Origin of the sequence: Marisediminicola antarctica, from assembly GCF_009930795.1 — a bacterium.
GTDB lineage: Bacteria > Actinomycetota > Actinomycetes > Actinomycetales > Microbacteriaceae > Marisediminicola > Marisediminicola antarctica.
Map to the genome: position 1 here is coordinate 3264173 of NZ_CP017146.1, position 14112 is coordinate 3278284.

Here is a 14112-nt window from a genome sequence, read left to right on the forward strand (position 1 = left end):
GGATCAAGGTTAGCATGAGTCTCAACCGCCCCAAGACTCGCGTTGGAGACACCATGACCGACACCTCTGCACGCCTTCCCGCAGGCACCGCCGCCCCGGCATTCACGCTCGACGATTCCGACGGCAACGCGGTGGCACTCGCCGATCACGCCGGACAGAAGGTCATCATCTACTTCTACCCGGCCGCATCCACCCCCGGCTGCACGACCGAGGCGTGCGACTTCCGCGACAACCTCAACTCACTGAAGTCGGCCGGCTACCAGGTGCTCGGGGTGTCGAAGGACACCCCGGAGGCATTGCAGAAGTTCCGCACGGAGCAGAACCTCAACTTTCCGTTGCTGAGCGACCCCGGCCTCGAGGTGCACCGGGCCTACGGCGCCTACGGCGAAAAGTCGCTCTACGGCAAGACGGTCACCGGGGTGCTCCGCTCGACTTTCGTGATCGACGAGCAGGGCACCATCGAGCTGCCGCTGTACAACGTGAAGGCAACCGGCCACGTCGCCTCGCTGCGCAAGAAGCTCGGCCTGCTCTAGTCGAGACCGAGCCGCGCGGCGCCGTGACCCTTCGGCAGGAGAAACGGCGACTCGCCGACTCGCGCGGCCCCGAAACGCGGCGAGTCCGCGGAGAGTCCTGCGTTACGTGTGATGGGCAGGGCCTGCCCTAGTCTCCGCGCCTCGCCGTCGCCGAAATCACCGGTCGGCTGAACAGGAGGGCGAGCACCGCCACCGCGGGAACCAGCAGCAGCCAGCCGATGTCAGTGCGCGCGAACAGGCCCTGGAAACTTCCGATCGCCACGGCAATCTGCAGCACCTGCATGGTGACGATGGCACCGCGCACCCAGGCGAAACCACGCAGTGTGTTGATCGCGATGATCGAGAGCCACAGCGTCGCGATCGCGGCGAGAACGGTGATGCCGATTGCCGCGGCATAGGAGTCGGGAACCTCGGTGAAGATCTCGTACAGCAGGAACGCCGTGAGAGACGCGAGCCCGATCGCCTCGGCCAGAAGGAGGCCGACGAGCACCTTGAGCGGGGCCGATCGCAGAGGATCGCGCCCCGTGTCGCGGGCGTCTGGGGAGGGTCCGCTCACAGTGTCTTCCAATACAAAACTATTGATTTGCGATTGTCAGTATGAGAGTCTATGTGAGGTTGATTTTGAAGCTTACAAGGTCGTGAGCCCAACCTCCTCGATGTTTCCCCGCCGTTCATCGGCTGTACATCGTCGAAATCTCTTGGTCTCTCGACCACACGTAGCAACGAATCAAAAGGAGCACCCCATGGATTGGCGCGATAACGCAGCCTGCCTCACCGCAGACCCCGAGCTCTTCTTCCCGGTCGGAAACACCGGTCCGGCGGTCGACCAGATCGAGAAGGCGAAGACGGTCTGCGGCCGTTGCAGCGTCTCCGAACAGTGCCTTCAGTACGCGCTCGAGACGAGTCAGGATTCTGGCGTCTGGGGCGGCCTCAGCGAAGACGAGCGCCGCGCCCTCAAGCGTCGTGCCGCGCGCGCGCGCCGCGCCTCCTAGCTCGCACCTCGAACTCCTCGTCGGCCAGTAGTCGACGTTCCGATCCGGCATCTGACCCCGCTCTGCGGGAATCAGGTGCCGTTTCTGCGTTCAGGCCTACCTAGCGAACGTTGATCCAGGCGAGCGGGATATCGATTGTCACTTCGGTGCCGCTGCCCACCATCGTGTGCCAGTCGATTGTGCCGCCCAGTTCGCCCTGGATGAGCGTACGTACGATCTGGGTGCCGAGCCCCGAGCCGACCTTGCCCTCGGGAAGGCCACTGCCCGTATCGCGCACCTTCACGCAGAGCCGCTCGTCATCCCGCTCGGCGATGATCTCGACCTCGCCCTCTCGCCCGGCGAGTCCGTGCTCGACGGCATTGGTGACCAGCTCCGTCAGCGCCAGCGCGAGCGGGGTGGCGTACTCGCTCGGCAGGTTGCCGAAGCTGCCCGTCGACTTCGGGTGCACCTTCGTGTTGTGGGTCGAAGCGACCTCGGCGATGAGCAGAAGCACGCGGTCGAACACGGCGTCGAAATCGACGTTCTGGTTCAGCCCCTCGCTGAGGGTGTCGTGCACAACGGCGATCGCCGCGACCCGACGCATCGCCTGGTTGAGCGACTCCCGCGCCTCTTCCGACCTCGTGCGGCGGGCCTGGATGCGCAGCAGCGATGCCACCGTCTGCAGGTTGTTCTTGACCCGGTGGTGGATCTCCCTGATCGTCGCGTCCTTCGTGATGAGCTCGCGTTCCTGGTGCCGCAGTTCGCTGACATCCCGGCACAGCACGATCGCCCCGACCCGCTCACCGCGGTCGCGGATGGGGATCGCGCGCAACGAGACCGTCACACCGCGCGCCTCGATGTCGGTGCGCCATGGGGCACGGCCCGTCACGACGAGCGGCAGCGACTCGTCGATGATGACCTGGCCCTTGAGTAGTCCGGTCGTGACCTCGGCGAGGGACTCCCCCTCGAGTTCGCCAGCGAAGCCCATGCGGTTGAAGGCCGAGAGCCCGTTGGGGCTCGCGAAGGTCACCGAGCCGTCGACGTTGAGCCGGATGAGCCCGTCGGATGCGCGGGGGGCACCCCGGCGCGGTCCCGTCGGCGCCCCGAGGTCGGGGAAGTCCCCGGCGGCGATCATCGCGAACAGGTCGTTGGCGCACTCGTTGAAGGTCAGTTCCTGCCTGCTTGGCGTCCGCGCCTCGCTGAGATTTGTGTGCCGGGTGATGATGGCGATCGGATGCGTCGTCGTCTCGGGCCCGTTGACGGCGAGGCGCCTCAACACGGGCACCGCGCGCACCCTGGTCGGGGTTTCCTCGTACCAGTCCGGAGCGGCGGAGTCGATGATCTGGCTCGACTTGAAGGCGTCGGTGACCTGTTTGCGCCACTCGGGCTTGATGTTCTGCCCGACGAAGTCGCGATAGAAAAGCGTCGCCGAACTCGACGGCCGGGCGTGGGCGACCGCGACGAAGGAGTCGCCGGTGGTCGGCACCCACAGCACGATGTCCGCAAAGGCGAGGTCGGCGAGGAGCTGCCAGTCCCCGACGAGGAGGTGCAGCCATTCGACGTCGGCCTCGCTGGACCGGCCTTGCGCGAGCACGAGATCACTGAGGGTCGACACGCACTACAGCGTAACCGGCACCACCGGCCCACCCGTGCGCGTCGTCGGCATCACGCGTCGGGCCAGGGAGCGCTGTAGGCCTCCGCCGCCGCGGTCGTCAACTCGAGCAGGTCGCCGAGGAGCTCCTTCATCGACGCGGCGCGCAGCAGCCGCACCTGGTCGAGCGGCCCGATCGGAGAGATCGCGGCGAGCTGCCACGCCGCGGCCACCGGCTCCTCCGCCAGCTCCACATCCGAAGCCCACGGCATGTCCGAGAACTCGCTCGCGAGGGCGAGAGTGCGGCGCACGGCGGACTCCGCCTGAGCGCGCAGCGGCCGGAGTGACTCATCCCAGGTCAGGTCGGGGAGATCCCGAATCACAGCCGTCGGGTAAGGAGCCTCATCGAGCCACTCGACGACCTCGAATCGGCGCTCCCCCTGCGCCACGAGCGCGACGACACCCTCCTGCTCTCCCAACTGCGCGATCCGGGCGAGGGTGCCGAACGCGAATCGCTGCTCTCCCCCGCCGACCTCCTGCCCACGCTCGATTAGCACGACTCCGAACTGTGTCGACTCCTCCTCGAGCATCCGCGCGAGCATCACGAGGTACCGCTCCTCGAACACCCGCAGCAGCAGCGGCATGTGCGGGAAGAGCACTGAGCCGAGAGGGAACATCGAAACCTGGGTCATCCCCCAAGCGAACCACGTTCTACGCCCCGGCGAAAGCCACTGAGGCGGCACCGCGCACAGGCGTGACTTTGGTCCTTGTCGCGCAGCACGCCACAGGGCCAAGCTGAGCGAATGGACAACGAATCCGGCTCAGGTGCCGCACCCCACGCCGATGACCCGGCAGGCCCAAGACGGGACCGCGCCCTCTGGGCAATTGTTTCGGTCATCGCCGCGCTCGTGATCGTCGCGCTCGTCGTCGTACTGACCCGAGGCGCGCCGGAACTGCTCGACGCGGATACCCCGGAGGGAGTCGTGCAGCGCTACTCAGCCGCCGTGATCGCGGGCGATGAGCGCGGCGCCACGGAGTACCTCTCACCTGACGTCGCCGACGACTGCGACCCGTTCGGCTCGGCGACCACCGAGAACCTCAGGGTCGCTCTCGTGTCGACCACCCAGCGCGACGACACCGCGGACGTGCGCGTCTCGATCACGACAATCTACGAGAACGGCCCCTTCGGCATCGACGAGCAGGAGTTCCAGGACGACTTCGACCTCGTGAGCATCGACGGCACGTGGCTCATCGAAGGCGCGCCGTGGCCGCTCACCATCTGCCGGATGCTCCCGTGACCGCCGCTGTGCAGGGTACTCCCGGCATCGCCGGCGGGGCTGGCAGGAGCGTGCGGCGGCTGATTGTCTTCGTGCTCCTCTTCGCCACCGTCACAATCGCCGCAATTGGACTCGGCGGGCTGGTCGGGCGGGTGCTGGATGCCGGAGGGGAACTCGCGGTCGGGGACACCGCCGGCCTCGCCCAGGCGCTCGCGTTCACCCTGATCGGCGGCCCGCTCGCCCTGGTGCTCTGGTGGTTCCTCTGGCGCGGATTCACCGACCCCACCGAGCGTTCATCCGTCGCGTGGGGCCTCTACCTCGCCGCGATGTCGACGGTGTCGCTCATCACGTTCTCGACGTCACTGCTGTCCACCGCCTCCGCCGGTGTCGACGGGCGGTGGGAGCCACGGGCCTTCGCCTCTGGGCTCGTCTGGGCGCTCGTCTGGCTGTGGCACCAGTGGATGCGCCACCACCCGACGAAGGGTCCGACCCAGCTGGTGGACCTCGCCCCCGTCATCGGCTACCTGTTCGGACTCATCCTCGGAGTGGGCGGGGCCGTGACCGCGATCGGGAGCGTGCTCGATGCCGCCATCACGGGCACCGGTTCGGCGATCGCGGGCTCGCCCTGGTGGCAGACGACGCTGCAGGGGGTGGTGTGGATGGCCGGTGGCGGCGCGATCTGGTGGTGGCATTGGTTCCGTGAGCGCACCCGGCTGCGCCGCTCCGGATTCGCCGCGGTCGCGCTCGTCATCGTCGCCGCGCTCGGCGCCGTTATCCTGACTCTGGGGGGTCTCGGAACGACGATCTTCGTGCTGCTTGAACTCGCGGTCGATCGCCGCGACCCCGTTTTGTCGATCGTCGCGCCGCTCGCGCCCGCGATCGCGTCGGCGGCCGTCGGCTCGCTCCTCTGGGTCTACTACCGGGGGATCGCGACACGCGACGCGGGCCAGATCGGCCTGGCAACGCGCCTCGTGACGTCGGGCGTGGGCCTGGCCGCTGCGGCATCCGGGATCGGGATCATCGTCAACTCGCTGCTCGCCGCGATCGGCAGCCCCCTCGCCGAGTCCAGCGCCCGCACACTCCTCCTGGCCGGCATCAGCTCGCTCGCCGTCGGCGCCCCGCTGTGGTGGGTAGCGTGGCGACCCACCGCTCCCGTGCCGGCCGACACGATCGGCTCTACCGGCCGGCGCGTGTACCTGATCGCCGTCTTTGGCCTGAGCGCCGTCGTCGCGCTCATCACCCTCCTCGTCATCGGCTACCGGATCTTCGAGTTCACGCTCGACGGGGCGAGCGGCGGGAGCCTGCTCGAGCGCGTCCGGGCCCCGCTCGGGCTGCTCAGCGCGACCGCGCTCGTCGCGGCTTACCATTTCGCGGTGTGGCGCCGGGATGCCGCGCGGATCGCCGCGACTCCGGGGCGCCGGCCGACGATCGGGCGCGTGGTGCTCGTCACCGGCGCCGATCCGGACCCGCTCGTGCGTGCGGTGCAGGAGGCGAGCGGAGCCGCGGTGAGCGTCTGGAGGCGCGCTGGGGCGGCGACGATTGCCCCATCGGCGGATCAGGTTGCTACCGCCCTCGATGGTGTCTCCGGAGCTCGGGTGCTCATCGTCACCGGCCCCGGCGACCTGATCGAGGTGATCCCGCTCGCCGACTGAGCAGCATCACCCGCTGAGCGAGCAGGCTGCAGCGCCCGCCACCGTATCGGTCAGGTCGCCGCTTCCGAACGGCGGCGCAGTGTTCGCCGTGTCGGCACCGGCACCGGCGGCTCGGGCAGCAGGCGCGCAGCGACGAACCGGCCTATCGCCACGCGGGCCGGCGACCGCATTGAGACATCCCTGAGCGAACGGCCGGTGAGCACCGCGGCGTCGAGCGCAGGCTGGTCGTTCGGCACGATCACGGGCGACGAGATCCCGCCGAATCGCAGCAGCGCCTGCGCGATCTGCGCCGCAGGGTTCGGGCCGATCGCGCCCGGTCGCACCCGGTTCATCACGACCGTGACGCGGTCGGTGAGCAGAGTCTCGACGAGGTCGACGTGTGCGCGGAGGAACCGGGAGAGGCCGACCGGGTCGGCGGAGCCCACGGCGATGACATCGTCGGCCTCCCGCAGTGCGGCGATAGTGGCGGCGTTGCGCCGGGGAGCGAACAGGTCGCTCGAGATCTCCTCGTCGTTCTCGAGGCTCGCCCCCGTGTCAACGACGGTGTAGTCGACCCAGTCTCGACACTCGCGCAGGGTGGCTGCGACACGATCGCCCGACAGCTCCGGCCACCGATTGGGCCGGCCGATTCCGGTCAGCACCCAGAAGCTCCCGTGGCCCGAGAGGTAGCGTTCCCCGATGCGCTCGAGCTCGCTGCGGCTGAGGCTGTTCGCCCCCGCGAGACGGCAGGCGGCCGCGAATCCGGGCGCCTCGTCGAGCAGCCCGAGCGCCGGCGCGATCGAACCGCTGTGGGTGTCGACGTCGGCGAGCGCGACGCTCGCCCCCGCAGCCGCGAGTTCGGCGGCGACGGCGATCGCGATGGTCGTGCGCCCCGGCGAGCCCGCCGGCCCCCACACGGCGATGACCCTGCCCCGTCCGGCGCGCGGCGTCGGCGCGGGCACGGTACCGGCGATGAGGCTCTCGATCTGCGACCACGGGCTGTCGGCATCGGCGCGTTCGTGCAGGCCGAGGGTAGCCGCATGGCGACGCTCGGCATCCGAGGCGACCAGCGCGATGACCCGCACCCCGGCCGCGTCGCTCTCTTCCAGCAGCCGCCCGGTGAGGTACCGGCGGCCGGCCGCGACGATCGCAATATCGGCGCCGCAGTCGGCGAGGATGCTGGCGAGTTCGTCGGCGCTGTCGCACCGGGCGACGGCGCTGTGGCCATGGCGGCGCAGCTCGTCGAGGAGTCGGTCCTCGAGCGCAAGCGGCGCGGCGATCGCGATTCTCGCCATGGCTCAGCCCCCGACCGGGAGGCTCACGGGAACCAGCGACATCGCGTCGGAGTTCGCAATCGCCTCGAGCACCGCGGCGATCTTCGACCGCGGCACGAGCATCTCCACCGCGACCGCCGCACTGCCCACGATGAGCCCGTCGGCCTCCAGTACCCGGACGACCGTCGCGGAGCCGACGAGCACGGCCGGCGGACCAAAGCCGCGGTCGTCGGTCTGCTGAGCCGACCACAGGTCGACGACAGAGCCGGACTCGACCGACCGGGGCAGCTCGCCGCGCACGGTCACGACGACGGAGGCGAGCTGCACCCCCTCCGGCGCCCCGACCGCCGAGGCGGGGACGAGCTCGCCGGCCGCCACAGCACGCGTCACGACGAGTCCGCTGTCGCCGAGCAGCCCGGTACCGAGATAAAGGTCGGCGGCGTCGCCGAGACGCACACTGCGCAGCACCAGGTCGTCGCCGGTCACCGAGTCTCCCGGGCTGAGCGCCGAGCGGGCCGCCCACACATCGACGGTGCGGTCGGCGGCGGAGACGAGCCAGACGACGCCAGCGACAGACGCGACGACGAGTACGAGGCCGATGCCGAACCGCGGATCGAACCAGAACGATCGCGGCGCCCGTTCCGGGGGTGCCGCCGGGCTGCTGCGCTTCATTCCCACCTGCTCCCTCGGATGCCGATCAGTCAGGTGTTCATCTCAGCGCTCCCAGCCACCGGCGGGGAAAGTTATCCACAGCCTGGTTCGTCGGGGGGCGCGGCCCTCATAATCGTCGAATGAACGGGATCGAGAACGCCGGCGCGCTGGGCCGGTTCCTGACTCTGGCCGACACGGCCGAACTGCTGAACATCTCTGCACGCCAGGCCTACTCGCTCGTCCGCTCGGGAGAGCTGCCTGCCATCAAGATCGGCGCGAGCGGCCACTGGCGCATCGAGCGAAGCGTGCTGGAGTCCTACATCGACGCGAAGTACGAGGAGTCCCGCCGGATCGGGCTCTGGAACCAGGCCGAATATGCCGACCTCCCCGAGTACTCGTTCGACCCGAGAGACAGGACTTAGACCCGCACCAGCGACAGCTGAACGAACGGGATCAGGCGATACTGGCTCACGGCAGACTCGCGCCGGGCCGATCCCGGCTCGTGCACGGCGAGGTCGAGGTGGTCCCGGCCGACCCTGTCGATCGTGCCCGCGACGGTCTCGTCGAGCAGGTCGAGCTCGACCGAAGCCCGGCGCCGGCAGAGATCGCGAAGCACGAATCCGAGGGTGAGGCGCCCCGACAGCCCGCGCTCCGGCTGCTCCCGGTCGGGGCCGGCGAGGGACTGCGCGACCTGCGAGTGGGTGAGAAGGATGCCGGAAATCGCGCCGAGCGGAACGATGCACTGGGCGCCCCTGATGCCATCGCCGAGCAGGTCGGCGGAGAACCAGTCCCTGCCTACCGTGTCGGGCCGCACGTCGATATACCTGCCGCTCGAGAGCCGCAGGCGAATCGACCATGGCGAGTGCTTCGGCTCGGAGCCGCGGATCGCGATGATTCGATCGCGCAGGGAGAGACGCCCGAGCCGCAGCCTCTCCTCCTCCGCGCGCAGGTCGACCTCTTCGGCGCTGATCTCGTGCTCGAGCTGTCCCTCGAGGTCGTCGAACAGGTCATCCCAGCGCATCCTGCGACGCTAACCACACCCAGACCCAGCCGCCGGAGGTTATCCACAGCCCATTAGTGGGGCGTGGACAGGGGGCGCAGCCGATGAGACAGTGACACTCTCATGTCACTCGCCCTCCTCACGGGGGCGGGTTCACGCCGCTACCCGAGCGTTCGGAGCCAGCTATGAGCACTGCGTTGCCTGAGGGGCGCCCGTCGCCAGTCGAGACGCCCGGCGCCCAGGGGGCGCCGAAGACCCGCTTCGATTCCGAGGAGTTCTTCGGCCACCAACCGGCATCCAGCTCCGCGCTTCCGGCACCGACGCCACTCCTGGAGAACCTCACGCGCTGCGTCATCGAGATTCTCGCGGGGGCACGGGATCTCGAGCAGATCTCGCGGTGGGTCACGGATGACGTGTATCGACACCTGCTCAAACGTGTCGTGCTGTCGGCCAGGGCCCGACAGGCCAAGGGCCAGACGCCCGCGAGACCCAACTTCTCGATCGGCTCGACCTCGATCTCCGAGCCGCGCGACGGCGTCGTCGAGGCGGTCACTATCGTGCGCGGGCGCGCACGGACCCGCGCGGTCGCCATCCGCCTCGAGGGAATGGATTCCCGCTGGAGGGCGACGGCCATCAACGTGCTCTAGGCCACCGAGAGGTGCCGGTGGTGCTACTTGCGCTTGGGCTGGGCCCGACGCTCAGCGCGGTTGACCGGCGGGGTGCTCGCGCCGCCGGGCTTCTCGCCGAATGCGCCTCGTGCCGCCGGCCGCTGTGGGCTGGCGGGGGTGGCCGGTGCCGCGTCCGCCTCGTCGGTGCCGCGTGCCGCCGTCGCCGGCGCGGTGCGCTCGATCTGGCCGCGCTGGTTACGCACCTCGACCTCGCCCTCCACATTCGGTGCCGAGTAGCTGAGCTTGTCGACGGGGGCCGCGGGGGCCCCGAGCCCCTTCGCCGCCACGGTCGGCACCGCGGCGGTCGCGCCGGCCGGGGAGACCTCGACCTCGAGATTGAATAGGAAGCCGACCGTTTCCTCGCGGATCTGTCCCATCATCGACTGGTACAGGGCGAAGCCCTCCCGCTGGTACTCGACGAGCGGGTCGCGCTGCGCCATCGCGCGCAGGCCGATGCCGTCCTTGAGGTAGTCCATCTCGTAGAGGTGGTCGCGCCAGCGACGGTCGATGACCGAGAGCACGACGCGGCGTTCGAGTTCGCGCATCGCCGGCTCCCCGAGAGACTCGGTGCGGTTCTCGTAGGCGAGCTTGGCGTCGGACATGATCTCTTCGCCGAGGTCGCCGCGCGAGAGCTTGCCACGCGATCCCGCCTCGTTGAGCACCTCATCGACCGTGATCGAGATCGGATAGAGCGTCTTGAGCTCGGTCCACAGCGCCTCGAGATCCCAGTCGTCGGCGTGGCCCTCGGCTGTGTGCTCGTCGATGACCTCGTTGACGACGTCTTCGAGGAACTGCCGGGTGCGGTCCTGGAGGTTGTCCCCCTCGAGGATGTGCCGGCGGTCGCCGTAGATGGCCTCGCGTTGGCGGTTGAGCACGTCGTCGTACTTGAGCACGTTCTTGCGGATCTCCGCGTTGCGCGACTCGACCTGGCTCTGGGCGCTGCGGATGGCGCGACTGACGACCTTCGACTCGATCGCGAGGTCGTCGGGAACGCTGCCGCGTCCCATCAGCGACTCGGCCGCGGCCGAGTTGAACAGTCGCATCAGGTCGTCGGTGAGCGAGAGGTAGAAGCGGCTCTCGCCCGGGTCGCCCTGGCGTCCGGAGCGTCCGCGCAGCTGGTTGTCGATGCGCCTGGACTCGTGGCGCTCGGTGCCGAGCACGTAGAGACCGCCTGCCTCGACGACCTTCTCGGCCTCGGTGCCGACCTCGGCCTTGACCCTGTCGAACACGTCGTCCCAGGCGGCCTCGTATTCGTCGGGGGTGTCGTTGGGGCTGAGGCCCTTGCTGTGCATCTCGGCGACGGCGAGGAACTCGGCGTTGCCGCCGAGCATCACATCGGTACCTCGCCCAGCCATGTTGGTCGCGACCGTGACGGATCCAAGCCGGCCGGCCTGAGCGACGATCGCGGCCTCGCGCGCGTGGTTCTTGGCGTTGAGGACCTCGTGTCGGATGCCGCGCTTCGCGAGAAGCTTCGACAGGTACTCACTCTTCTCGACGCTCGTCGTTCCGACGAGAACCGGCTGGCCCAGCTTGTGCCGGACATCGATGTCCTCGACAACCTGCGCGAACTTCGCCTCCTCGTTCTTGTAGACGAGGTCGGGCTGGTCGATCCGGATCATCGAGCGGTTCGTCGGGATCGCGACGACCCCGAGCTTGTAGGTGCTCATGAACTCGGCGGCCTCGGTCTCGGCCGTTCCCGTCATGCCCGAGAGCTTCTTGTAGAGCCGGAAGTAGTTCTGCAGGGTCACGGTCGCGAGGGTCTGGTTCTCCGCCTTGACGGCGACGCCCTCCTTGGCCTCGATCGCCTGGTGGATGCCCTCGTTGTAGCGGCGCCCCATCAGGATTCGCCCGGTGTGCTCGTCGACGATGAGCACCTCGCCGTTCATGACGACGTAGTCCTTGTCCTTCTTGAACAGCGCGCTGGCCTTGATCGAGTTGTTCAGGAACGAGATCAGCGGCGTGTTCGCCGACTCGTAGAGGTTGTCGATGCCGAGGTAGTCCTCGACCTTCTCGATGCCGGGTTCGAGCACGCCGACGGTGCGCTTCTTCTCGTCGACCTCGTAGTCCACATCGGGCACGAGCTTTTTTGCGAGGCTCGCGAACTCGGTGAACCAGCGGTTGGCCTCGCCGGATGCCGGGCCGGAGATGATCAGGGGAGTGCGGGCCTCATCGATGAGGATCGAGTCGACCTCGTCGACGACCGCGAAGAAGTGGCCACGCTGCACCATGTCCTGGGACTGCCAGGCCATGTTGTCGCGCAGGTAGTCGAAGCCGAACTCGTTATTGGTGCCGTACGTGATGTCGGCCGCATACTGATCGCGGCGCTGGGGCGGCGTCTGGCCGCTGACGATGCAGCCGGTCGTCATGCCGAGGGCGCGGAACACTCGGCCCATGAGCTCGGACTGGTAGCTGGCGAGGTAGTCGTTGACCGTGATGATGTGCACGCCGCGTGAGGCGATCGCGTTGAGGTAGGCCGCCGTCGTCGCGACGAGGGTCTTACCCTCTCCGGTCTTCATCTCGGCGATGTTGCCGAGGTGAAGGGCTGCCCCTCCCATGAGCTGCACATCGAAGTGGCGCAGGCCCAGGGTGCGCTTCGCGGCCTCCCTCACTGCGGCGAACGCCTCGGGCAGCAGGTCGTCGAGTGATTCGCCGCTCGAGTAGCGCTCGCGCAGCTCGACCGTCTCGTTCTTCAGCTCGTCGTCGGTGAGGCCGGTGAAGTCGTCTTCGAGGTGATTGATCGCCTCCGCATAGCGCTGAAGCCGACGCAGGGTGCGCCCTTCGCCGACACGTAGAACGCGCTCTAGAACATTAGCCACCGAAAAACTCCCATTGCTGTCACGTGGAGGAAAGGGACGTGACCTTTCCGTGATGCCAGCCAATCCTAGCGAGGTCCCCCTCTGGATGTCTGAAGGGCGCCGCCCGATGCCGGACGGCGCCCTTCACATGCTAGGTGTCAGCGGCTCGAATTGGCCGAGGCGCTCGCCCCTGTCAGTTCAGCCGACGCGTCATCGAGACCGATTACGCCGTAGTCCCAGCCCTTGCGCCGGTAGACGACGCTCGGCCGGTGGGTCTCGGAGTCGATGAAGAGGTAGAAATCGTGGCCGACGAGCTCCATGTGGTAGAGCGCATCGTCGACAGTCATGGGCAGCGCCGCGAACACCTTCTTGCGGATGACAACGGGGCTCCAGTCCGGCTCCGCCTCCTCCTGCTGCTCGGGCGTCACGATGTCCACCGAGCCGGTGCGGACCTTCTCCAGCACCTCGGGGGCGGCGGGTGTGATGTCGACGACGCTGAAGCCGCTGGCGGTCGCCTCCCGCAGCGACGTCGGCCGGCGCTTGCCCCTGTGCACCTTGTGCCGGTCCTTCGCCCGGCGGAGCCTCTCGACGAGCTTGTCGAGGGCGAGATCGAAGGCGACGTACTTGTCCGAGCCGTTCGACTCGGCGCGAACGAGGGGGCCAGGTCCGATGAGGGTGAGCTCGACTCGGTCATCTCCCGAGGAGCCGTTCTTCTCGTTGTGACGAGTGACCTTAACCTCGAACGCGAGGGCCCGGTCGGCGAGATGGGCAACCTTTTCGGCCTTTTCGGTGGCGTACTCCCGAAACCGATCAGTGATTCCGAGACCCAGTCCGTTGATGGAAGTTTCCATGGCGTCCTCCTCGTTCCTGTCAAACGCGTTGCCCGTGAACCAGGCGATGATCCGCGCCTCTTTCGCCCCCAACCTAGTCCTCGTTCCCCCCGATGTCACTGTTGGCGTTGCGGCGGGTTCCCCGAGTCCGGGGAAGTCGCAGGAACGGTGGGAAAGCGCAGCGGAGTGACCGCGAGGGTCACCGCACCAGTGACGATTCCTCCGCCCGCGCGAATCGCGCGGGACGCTTCGAGCAGAGTCGCCCCGGTCGTGGCGACGTCGTCGACGAGCAGGAATCGACGGCCGCCGAGCGACTGGCTCACGCCGAGCGATCCGGCCAGGTTCGCACCGCGCGCCGCCCTGCCGAGCGTCTTCTGGTGCTCCGTGGCGCGCACTCTCGTGAGCACCCGGGAGGCCCGCGGCGCCCCCGCGCGGCGCAGCAGCAGTGCAACTGGTTCGTAGCCGCGGCGGCGGTACGCGGCCCTGCTCCCCGGCACCGTGACCAGCTCGATCGAGCCGACCGATCCGCCAAGCGCCGCCGTGAGCGCCGCCGACAGGGCGGCGGCGAGCGGGCCGGCGACGTCGGTGCGGCCCTGCTCCTTCATCGCCACGATCACGAGGCGCGCGGCGCCCTCGTAGCGCAGCGCGCTCGTCGTCTCGAGAGAGCCGATCTCGGTGGTGAAGATGCTCGGCTCGAGCTGCGCACGGCACTGCTCGCACAGTGCCCGGTCTGCCAGGCCGCACCCGGCGCACTCCACGGGTGCCACGACCGACCACGCGTCGAGCAGGCTGGAGCGCAGTACGGCAGACCACGCGCGGATTGTGAGCATCCGCCCAGCATCCGCCCGCCGGCACCGGTGCGCCGCCACCCCTTCTCGGCGGGGGGCTCTC

The 14112-nt window shown here is 68.5% G+C and carries 15 protein-coding genes; 6 read left to right on the top strand and 9 right to left on the bottom strand.

What is annotated here, in order from left to right; all coding sequences use genetic code 11:
• The first annotated feature begins 53 nt into the window (after positions 1-53).
• Positions 54-533 carry a thioredoxin-dependent thiol peroxidase gene (gene bcp, locus BHD05_RS15215; protein WP_236966573.1) on the top strand — a complete coding sequence of 160 codons (480 nt, stop codon included), beginning with the start codon at positions 54-56 and terminating at the stop codon, positions 531-533.
• Between the two features lie 127 nt (positions 534-660).
• Here the strand turns inward: bcp and BHD05_RS15220 are convergent, their stop codons facing one another.
• Positions 661-1089 carry a hypothetical protein gene (locus tag BHD05_RS15220; RefSeq protein WP_236966574.1) on the bottom strand — a complete coding sequence of 143 codons (429 nt, stop codon included), beginning with the start codon at positions 1087-1089 and terminating at the stop codon, positions 661-663.
• Positions 1090-1276: 187 nt separating this feature from the next.
• Between BHD05_RS15220 and BHD05_RS15225 the strand changes: the two genes are divergently transcribed.
• Complete coding sequence (locus BHD05_RS15225; RefSeq protein ID WP_161887180.1) at positions 1277-1525, top strand: WhiB family transcriptional regulator; 249 nt, start codon at positions 1277-1279, stop codon at positions 1523-1525.
• A gap of 100 nt (positions 1526-1625) precedes the next feature.
• On the opposite strand, the gene BHD05_RS15230 is transcribed toward BHD05_RS15225, so the two are convergent.
• On the bottom strand, positions 1626-3119 hold the full coding sequence (locus tag BHD05_RS15230; protein WP_161887181.1) for a sensor histidine kinase: 1494 nt from the start codon (positions 3117-3119) through the stop codon (positions 1626-1628).
• Between the two features lie 50 nt (positions 3120-3169).
• Complete coding sequence (locus tag BHD05_RS15235; protein WP_161887182.1) at positions 3170-3787, bottom strand: LON peptidase substrate-binding domain-containing protein; 618 nt, start codon at positions 3785-3787, stop codon at positions 3170-3172.
• 111 nt (positions 3788-3898) lie between these two features.
• Here BHD05_RS15235 and BHD05_RS15240 point away from each other — a divergent pair, with 111 nt between their 5' ends.
• Entirely contained in the window at positions 3899-4393 is a 495-nt protein-coding gene (locus BHD05_RS15240; RefSeq protein ID WP_161887183.1) for an LpqB family beta-propeller domain-containing protein, read from the top strand.
• Positions 4360-6024: a DUF5671 domain-containing protein gene (locus tag BHD05_RS15245; protein WP_236966575.1), complete on the top strand. Its 1665-nt coding sequence runs from the start codon at positions 4360-4362 to the stop codon at positions 6022-6024. Before BHD05_RS15240 ends, BHD05_RS15245 begins: the two co-directional genes overlap by 34 nt.
• A gap of 50 nt (positions 6025-6074) precedes the next feature.
• On the opposite strand, the gene BHD05_RS15250 is transcribed toward BHD05_RS15245, so the two are convergent.
• A complete protein-coding gene (locus BHD05_RS15250; protein WP_161887184.1) occupies positions 6075-7298 on the bottom strand; it encodes a CpaE/TadZ family protein in 1224 nt (407 codons plus the stop codon).
• A 3-nt stretch (positions 7299-7301) separates the two neighbouring features.
• Positions 7302-7949, bottom strand: coding sequence for a hypothetical protein (locus tag BHD05_RS15255; RefSeq protein ID WP_161887185.1), 648 nt, complete (start codon positions 7947-7949; stop codon positions 7302-7304).
• 119 nt (positions 7950-8068) lie between these two features.
• On the opposite strand from BHD05_RS15255, the gene BHD05_RS15260 reads away from it, so the two are divergent.
• Positions 8069-8350, top strand: coding sequence for a helix-turn-helix domain-containing protein (locus tag BHD05_RS15260; protein WP_161887186.1), 282 nt, complete (start codon positions 8069-8071; stop codon positions 8348-8350).
• On the opposite strand, the gene BHD05_RS15265 is transcribed toward BHD05_RS15260, so the two are convergent.
• A complete protein-coding gene (locus BHD05_RS15265) occupies positions 8347-8949 on the bottom strand; it encodes a hypothetical protein (protein ID WP_161887187.1) in 603 nt (200 codons plus the stop codon). The genes BHD05_RS15260 and BHD05_RS15265 overlap by 4 nt on opposite strands.
• Positions 8950-9113: 164 nt before the next feature.
• Between BHD05_RS15265 and BHD05_RS15270 the strand changes: the two genes are divergently transcribed.
• Positions 9114-9575, top strand: a complete 462-nt coding sequence (locus BHD05_RS15270) for an Rv3235 family protein (protein WP_236966576.1) — start codon at positions 9114-9116, stop codon at positions 9573-9575.
• Between the two features lie 23 nt (positions 9576-9598).
• Here the strand turns inward: BHD05_RS15270 and secA are convergent, their stop codons facing one another.
• From secA to BHD05_RS15285, 3 genes are all read right to left on the bottom strand, one after another.
• Entirely contained in the window at positions 9599-12412 is a 2814-nt protein-coding gene (gene secA / locus BHD05_RS15275; RefSeq protein ID WP_161887188.1) for a preprotein translocase subunit SecA, read from the bottom strand.
• Positions 12413-12549: 137 nt separating this feature from the next.
• A complete protein-coding gene (gene hpf / locus BHD05_RS15280; protein WP_161887189.1) occupies positions 12550-13242 on the bottom strand; it encodes a ribosome hibernation-promoting factor, HPF/YfiA family in 693 nt (230 codons plus the stop codon).
• A 95-nt stretch (positions 13243-13337) separates the two neighbouring features.
• On the bottom strand, positions 13338-14051 hold the full coding sequence (locus BHD05_RS15285) for a ComF family protein (RefSeq protein ID WP_161887190.1): 714 nt from the start codon (positions 14049-14051) through the stop codon (positions 13338-13340).
• Positions 14052-14112 lie beyond the last annotated feature (61 nt).

What these genes read in the sequence shown, in the direction of transcription:
- BHD05_RS15235 (WP_161887182.1), bottom strand. Translation starts at nt 3,787, where the DNA reads ATGACCCAGGTTTCGATGTTCCCTCTCGGCTCAGTGCTCTTCCCGCAC.
- BHD05_RS15255 (WP_161887185.1), bottom strand. Translation starts at nt 7,949, where the DNA reads ATGAAGCGCAGCAGCCCGGCGGCACCCCCGGAACGGGCGCCGCGATCG.
- BHD05_RS15250 (WP_161887184.1), bottom strand. Translation starts at nt 7,298, where the DNA reads ATGGCGAGAATCGCGATCGCCGCGCCGCTTGCGCTCGAGGACCGACTC.
- BHD05_RS15285 (WP_161887190.1), bottom strand. Translation starts at nt 14,051, where the DNA reads ATGCTCACAATCCGCGCGTGGTCTGCCGTACTGCGCTCCAGCCTGCTC.
- hpf (WP_161887189.1), bottom strand. Translation starts at nt 13,242, where the DNA reads ATGGAAACTTCCATCAACGGACTGGGTCTCGGAATCACTGATCGGTTT.
- BHD05_RS15260 (WP_161887186.1), top strand. Translation starts at nt 8,069, where the DNA reads ATGAACGGGATCGAGAACGCCGGCGCGCTGGGCCGGTTCCTGACTCTG.
- BHD05_RS15225 (WP_161887180.1), top strand. Translation starts at nt 1,277, where the DNA reads ATGGATTGGCGCGATAACGCAGCCTGCCTCACCGCAGACCCCGAGCTC.
- BHD05_RS15265 (WP_161887187.1), bottom strand. Translation starts at nt 8,949, where the DNA reads ATGCGCTGGGATGACCTGTTCGACGACCTCGAGGGACAGCTCGAGCAC.
- BHD05_RS15270 (WP_236966576.1), top strand. Translation starts at nt 9,114, where the DNA reads ATGAGCACTGCGTTGCCTGAGGGGCGCCCGTCGCCAGTCGAGACGCCC.
- bcp (WP_236966573.1), top strand. Translation starts at nt 54, where the DNA reads ATGACCGACACCTCTGCACGCCTTCCCGCAGGCACCGCCGCCCCGGCA.
- BHD05_RS15240 (WP_161887183.1), top strand. Translation starts at nt 3,899, where the DNA reads ATGGACAACGAATCCGGCTCAGGTGCCGCACCCCACGCCGATGACCCG.